The 6,212-nt window shown below is 68.1% G+C and carries 6 protein-coding genes; 4 read left to right on the top strand and 2 right to left on the bottom strand.

Going from position 1 to position 6,212, the window contains the following annotated elements; translation table 11 throughout:
- Positions 1–131: 131 nt before the first annotated feature.
- Positions 132–2,753: an MFS transporter gene (locus H5965_RS30790; protein WP_310974150.1), complete on the top strand. Its 2,622-nt coding sequence runs from the start codon at positions 132–134 to the stop codon at positions 2,751–2,753.
- Here the strand turns inward: H5965_RS30790 and H5965_RS30785 are convergent.
- Together H5965_RS30785 and H5965_RS30780 are read right to left on the bottom strand one after the other, a co-directional pair.
- The gene (locus tag H5965_RS30785; RefSeq protein ID WP_158641374.1) at positions 2,750–3,136 is read right to left on the bottom strand and encodes a helix-turn-helix domain-containing protein; all 387 of its coding nucleotides are present in this window, start codon (positions 3,134–3,136) and stop codon (positions 2,750–2,752) included. The genes H5965_RS30790 and H5965_RS30785 overlap by 4 nt on opposite strands.
- 312 nt (positions 3,137–3,448) lie before the next feature.
- Positions 3,449–3,988: an A24 family peptidase gene (locus H5965_RS30780; RefSeq protein WP_310974148.1), complete on the bottom strand. Its 540-nt coding sequence runs from the start codon at positions 3,986–3,988 to the stop codon at positions 3,449–3,451.
- Positions 3,989–4,100: 112 nt separating this feature from the next.
- Here H5965_RS30780 and H5965_RS30775 point away from each other — a divergent pair, with 112 nt between their 5' ends.
- From H5965_RS30775 to H5965_RS30765, 3 genes are all read left to right on the top strand, one after another.
- Positions 4,101–4,643: a hypothetical protein gene (locus tag H5965_RS30775; RefSeq protein ID WP_310974147.1), complete on the top strand. Its 543-nt coding sequence runs from the start codon at positions 4,101–4,103 to the stop codon at positions 4,641–4,643.
- Positions 4,637–5,626 carry a hypothetical protein gene (locus H5965_RS30770; protein WP_310974145.1) on the top strand — a complete coding sequence of 330 codons (990 nt, stop codon included), beginning with the start codon at positions 4,637–4,639 and terminating at the stop codon, positions 5,624–5,626. The genes H5965_RS30775 and H5965_RS30770 overlap by 7 nt, the downstream gene beginning before the upstream one ends.
- 96 nt (positions 5,627–5,722) lie before the next feature.
- Positions 5,723–5,953, top strand: coding sequence for a hypothetical protein (locus H5965_RS30765; protein WP_310974144.1), 231 nt, complete (start codon positions 5,723–5,725; stop codon positions 5,951–5,953).
- Positions 5,954–6,212 lie beyond the last annotated feature (259 nt).

Raw genomic sequence — 6,212 nt, 5'->3', positions numbered from 1 at the left:
GGGCGTCCAGAACGACAGGGCGGCCACTCCTCAGAAGCCACCACACAAGGCAAGGACCGATCAGCCACACCCCATCGCCCTGGGCATCCAGGACAACCCGTCCTGAACACCAACAATCTTATGGAGGGCCGATGACCGAAATCGGGTCCCGCGGTTTTACGGCGGCGTTGCGAGGTCGTGAGTTCCGCGCGCTGTGGCTCGCCGAAGCCTTGTCGGTCTTCGGCGATCAGGTCGCGCGAGTCGCGCTCGCGCTGCTGGTCTACGCGCGCACGGACTCCGCGGCGCTGACGGCACTCACCTACGCCCTGACCTTCGTGCCGGCGATCCTGGGTGGCTTATTGCTCTCCGGTCTGGCGGACCGTTATCCGCGCCGGACGGTGATCGTCGTGACCGACGTCGTGCGCGCCGTGCTGGCGGCGGCGATGGCCGTGCCGGGGATGCCGCTCTGGATCCTTTGGGCGTTGATCGGCTGCCTGACCATGGCTGCGGCGCCGTTCAAGGCCGCTCAGCTCGCGCTCCTGCCGGACGTGCTTCCGAACGGGCTGTACCAGGCCGGTCTCGGCCTCCGGCAGATCAGCACGCAGACGGCCCAGGTGGCCGGCTTCGGACTTGGCGGCCTGCTCGTCACGAGCTTGAGCACGAGCGGCGCCCTGCTGGTGAACGCCGCGACGTTCCTCGTCAGTGCCGTAGCGGTCGCCGCAGTGGTCCGAGCTCGTCCCGTCAGCCGAGCCGAGATCAAGTCGACGCCGCGGTCGTCGGCGGCAGCCAGCGACCCGCGCATGGTCGCTATCTACATGCTGGCCGCGATGGTCGGATTTCTTGTCGTACCCGAGGGCCTGGCAGCTCCGTACGCGAACGCGGTGGGCCTGACGTCGATCGGGGTCGGCGTCCTGATGGCGGCCGATCCCGTCGGCAGCGTGCTCGGCGGCTGGCTGGCCAGCTGGCTCCGGCCCGATACCGCGCTCACGGCGAAGCTGGTCGTCGTGCCGGCAGCGGCGTCCGGCCTGCCCCTGACCGCTTGTCTCGCGTTACCAGGCGCTTGGTGGGCCGCAGGCCTCTGGGCGGTCTCGGGTGCGCTGTCCACCATCTACTTGATCCGGCTGCAGGCGGTCGTCGTCGAGCTGGTGCCGGACGCGCGTCGCGGCACCACGATGGGACGGCTGAGCACCTGCCTCTACAGCTCGCAGGGCATCGCGATCCTCGGCGCCGGCGTGGTCGCCGAGCGGCTTGATCCCGTCTTCGTCGTCGCCGGGTCGGGCGCGGTGGCGTCACTCTCCGCGGTCGCGGCTGGGTTCGTCTGGTGGGCGGCTCGACCTCGGCAGGCGAGAACTGTCGAGGACGAGCCCGCACCGGCGGATTCAGCGCGCTCAGAAGTCCTTGTTACGCATAGTGACCCCCTCCCGGAGCGTCCGGCGGCGGGAGGTGCCGAGGTGCGGCGGCCGGAGCTCGAGGACCTCGGGTCCTCCCCTGGGAACGGAAGCGAGATCAGTATGCCGAACGAGGGGGTCGCTGAGCGCTCTGATTGGTCACGATGGGCTATCTGGTTGCTGCCGCGGCCCGCGGCGGTGTTTCTGCTGGTCATCGATGTCATCGCGGTAGCTGCCGTCATCGTCGACGCGGGCGCCCCGATGGCCTGGCGAGATGTCGTGTCCTGCGGGTTGATCGTCGGGCTCGGCATCTTGGCCGCGGAGATGACCCGCCGGGTCGAGCGCCGGCGACGGCGGTTTTCGGACACCCCGCACGTCAACTTCTCGTCCGTGTGGACCCTGGCCGCCGCGCTGACCCTCCCGACCGCCTTGGCCGCCCTCGTCGCCGTGCTGCTGTACGGGCACCTCTGGCTGCGCAGCTGGCGGGGCGTCGCCGGGATCCACGCGCACCGCGTCATCTTCAGCACGGCGAACGTCATCCTGTCCTGCCAGATCGCCGGGTGGGCTGCCAAGCAGCTGCACGTCGTGCCGCCCGGCCAGGAGGCCGGCATCTGGACCGCGGTGGGCTTGGCATCGGTGATCGCGATCTACTTCACCGCGAACTCGACGATCGTCGGCGTGGCGATCGCCCTCGCCAGGCGGAGCCTTTCGTTCAAGCGGATGCTCGGTGCGCTCAACGAGAACATCCTCGAGCTGGCGACACTGTGCATGGGCGCGCTGACCGCGGTCCTCCTGACTCTGCGCCCGTGGCTCGTGATCGTGTTGTTCCTGCCGCTCTACGCGCTGCATCGCAGCGTCCTGATCCGCCAGTTCGAGCACGCCTCGACCACCGATTCGAAGACCGGACTGCTCAACGCGGCGAGCTGGCACGCGATCGCGGCGAAGGAGATCGACCGAGCTCGCCAGCACGGCTTCAGCGTCGGTGTCCTGATGATCGACATTGACCACTTCCGCGACGTGAACAACGTTCACGGACACCTGACCGGCGACAGAGCGCTCGTCCTCGTCGGCAACGCCATCCGGAGCGAAGTCCGGAGCGACGACCTCTGCGGGCGGTTCGGTGGCGAGGAGTTCGTCGTCCTGCTGCCGGGCAGCTCGCCGGACGCGATTCGCGCCATCGCGGACCGCATCCGGGAGCACGTCGAACGCACCGTCATCGAGCCGGATTCCGGACCCGGCTTCCACGTCAGCGTGTCGATCGGCGCAGCTGCGTTCCCCGCGGCGGGCAGTTCGCTGGAAGAGGTCCTGATCTCCGCCGACAACGCGCTGTTCGCGGCCAAGGACGCCGGGCGCAATCAGGTCCGAGTCGTCAAGTCGACCGCCTAGCGATGACCGCGGCTGTCGGCTCGTGTCTGGTCGCGACGCTGCTGCGACCACGTGGCCAAGGGACGCAACGCGCGCAGAAGCGCACGGCCGTCGGGTGACAGCTTGTACCAGACATTGGAGAAGGCGCTGCCTTCCGCGCGTCGTTCGACGAGCCCGTCCTGCTCGAGCCGCCGGAGCGTGTCGGTCAGCGTGCGAGCCGTCAGTGGCTTCGAGTGCGCCGTCCAGCCGGAGCGCTCCTCGGCTTCGTTCACCTCGTTCCGCAGCTTGGTGAACTCCAGCTCGCCGAGCGCGAGGGTCGCGAGGACGGCGACGGTCCAGTCACCTCGCAGCAGGGCAAGCACCTCGTACACGCTCTGCCGGTACGGCACGTCCCAGTCATCCACCCCTGCAGACCTATCACGAAGCAACGCCCGGCTTGCCCCAGTCGAGTTTTTGACGTCCCGTCGGCCGGACACCTTCGTCCGAACGAGTGAAGATCCGCCGACTGAGTCCAGACTCACCCGTCGACTTACCTTGCACTCAGCCGAGGTCAGGCCGCTAAACCGAAGTCACCCGGGCTCCGGCGCCTGGGAACGGAAGAGGAATCGAAGGGGACGGTGGCCGGCCGTGTCTGGCGAGAAGGCCGGCCGGTCACCGAGACCTACGGGGGGAGGGAAGCTGCGATGACGTCTTGCTCGCTTGAGCCGATCAATCGGCTACCCGTTCGCGAGGAGCATGGCGGCCAGCGTGCCGGCGATCAGGAACGGTCCCATCGGTATCGCGGTCCGACGCCGACCGAGACGCATGATCGCCGCCGTGATCGCGGCGGCCAGCCAGGGCAGCAGACTGCCGAGAACGAGCGTTTGCCAGCCGAACCACGCAAGTGCCGCCCCCAGAGGAACGGCCAGCTTCACGTCCCCGCCACCGAGCTGGCCGGGCGCCGTGAAGTACACGGCGAGGAAGAACGCGGCGGTCACGGCCGCGCCGGCGACGGCGCGAGCCAGCGAACCCGCCTCGCGGTTGAAGACGGCGATCGTGACGACCGCGGCGCCGACCGAACCGGCGAGTCCGAGAACAAGCAGGTTCGGCAGGCGACGGTGTCGCGCGTCGGCGAAGGCGAGTGGCACGCCGAACGCCGCCACGCTCGCGGAAATCGCGAACGGCGCCACGTCGTGAACGCGCCAGGCGAGCGCGCCGACGAGTGCAGCCGCGATCACCAGCTGCGCCGCTACCTGCCGGCGGGGAGAACGGACCACGAGTGCAGCACCCATCACGACCGCGACGGCGGCCGCGATGCCGGTCAGGATGAACAGGGGTAGCGGAATGATGTCGACTCCGTCAGGTGCGATTCGTCCATCATGGACGAAGGTGTCAACCCACGCGATCTTGCTGAGCTTCGCCGCGCTAACGCTCAGTGCGTGCTCCGGCGGCGGTTCTTCCGCACCGTCAGCCTCTGCGTCGAACCCGCCGGCGACCAGCTCGACCTCGGTTCCGCAGCCGACTCCTGCGCCCGAGCTGGCGACCGATGCCTACGTAGGCATGTGGCGGGCGATGGCGAAGGCCGGTGAGACGGCGGATTGGCAATCACCCGAAGTGGCGAAGTATGCGACCGGTGACGCGCTCGGCGTGATCAACCGCAGCCTCTACACCGACCACCTCAACGGCGTGGTGTCGAAGGGAGCACCAGTGACGAGCCCGAAAGTCACCGAGGAGAAGCCGCCGAGCAAGCCCACGACGATCATGATCTCCGACTGCGGAGACAGCACGAACTGGTTGAAGTACAAAAAGGACGGTTCCCCTTTCACCGACTCGCCGGGCGGGCATCGCGCGATCACCGCGGAGGTCAAGCAGCAGGCGGACGGCTCGTGGAAGGTCACCAGGTTCGCGGTCGAGGGGGTGGGGACATGCTGAACCGTACGGCGCCCGCGGCCGTGCTGGCGGCGGCCATCGCGGTGATCGCCGCCGCGCCCGCGCTCGCCGACGGCTACGGCTACACCGACTGCAGCCAGTACCCGAATCCCGGCTGTGAACTCGGAGCGGGCAAGGGTGGGCAGCAGGGTGGCGACCACGGCAACCAGCCGAACAAGCCCGGAGGCCCAGGGCACCACAACTCCGGCGGCGGACCTTCGGATCCCGGCGGCGACACGATCATCGGCGGCGGCAACCTCGCCCAGTGCGGCTACGAGCGCAGCGGATACCAGGGACCGCCACCTGGAAGCGCTCAGCCGGCAGCGTTCCATGTCCCGCCGAGGACTGGACCGGCCACGGCGGTGCCTGCTGCCTATCGGCGACTGGCGGGTGCGCAGCCGCCGTCCGGCGCCTGGTACGTCTACAAGTGCACCGGCGCCGGCTTCCGGGACGCGCTGTACCGGCCACCCGTCTGGATCGCGGACGGTGAACCAGGTCCGGCGCCGCTGCCATCGCCCGCTGAGCTCGCCGCGCAGGCGCGGAACCAGCTGCGTCTGCCCGCGCCGAAGATCAAAGCTAATCCGGCCGGGGACCAGCTGGTCACCCTGCCGACCTGGCTGTGGCTGGACCGGAGCAGCTGGGGCGACGTCTCGGCCACCGCGTCGGTGCCAGGCGTCTCGGTGACCGCAGTCGCCAAGCCGACCTCCGTTACCTGGTCGATGGGCGAAGGTGGCTCGGTGACCTGCACCGGCCCCGGCTCGCCGTTTCCCGGAGGCGGTGACCCGAAGAGCGCGTCGCCGGACTGCGGCTACACGTACAAGACGTCCTCGGCTGGCCAGCGCTCGGACGCGTTCCCGGTGACCGCCACGGTGAACTGGACCGTGACGTGGTCGGGCGCCGGCACGGGCGGCACGTTCCCGAACATGACGACCTCCGCCTCGGCGGCGTTCCGTGTGGCGGAGAGCCAGGGAATCGCGACCGGCTGAGGTTCGGCACGCACAACACAACTCTCGTTGAGAAAGGGCACGTCGAACACCCGAGTCGACGCGTCGCGATGGCGTCATGCCTTGAGGAGGTCGGTGGTGACCACTACCGCAAGTTCAACCAGCCCGGACGCGAAACCCGCGTCGCTGAACTCGTGGGCGAGCCGTGATGGCAAGACGCCCGCACGCCTGAGTGGCGGGGGCCGGCGCCGCAGCATGCCTCACCTGCTGCTTGGCGTCCTGCTGGTCGCCGTGTGCTCTGCCGGAGGCGTGTTTGCCGGAATGATAAATATCTGCATCAGTCTTCTTGGTTTATCTCTTGTGCTCTGAGGTCCAACCCGCCTCGAAGCCGATCGCTCGGTGGCCGCCTTAATGATCACAACACGCCGCTAGGTCACACACTGAGACAGTCGTCCCGGGGAATTTAGATTCCCGGTCTCATTTATAGGCCGGTCCATATTCCTGATGTATTTGAATTTCGGTACGGCGAGCTATTGCAGCGATTCAATCGCAGGCGGGCTGAAGAACAAAGAACGAATCCTGCGTGGATTCTACGCGCCATTCCTGCATCTCTATCTCTCGATGCAGG

The sequence above is a fragment of the Amycolatopsis sp. 505 genome (assembly GCF_031625235.1).
GTDB lineage: Bacteria > Actinomycetota > Actinomycetes > Mycobacteriales > Pseudonocardiaceae > Amycolatopsis.
The sequence above is the reverse complement of the archived record's forward strand: the minus strand, read 5'-3'. Positions and strand labels throughout refer to the sequence as shown.

Coding starts and splice junctions, on each gene's coding strand:
- H5965_RS30790 (WP_310974150.1), top strand. CDS start 132: ATGACCGAAATCGGGTCCCGCGGTTTTACGGCGGCGTTGCGAGGTCGT.
- H5965_RS30770 (WP_310974145.1), top strand. CDS start 4,637: ATGCTGAACCGTACGGCGCCCGCGGCCGTGCTGGCGGCGGCCATCGCG.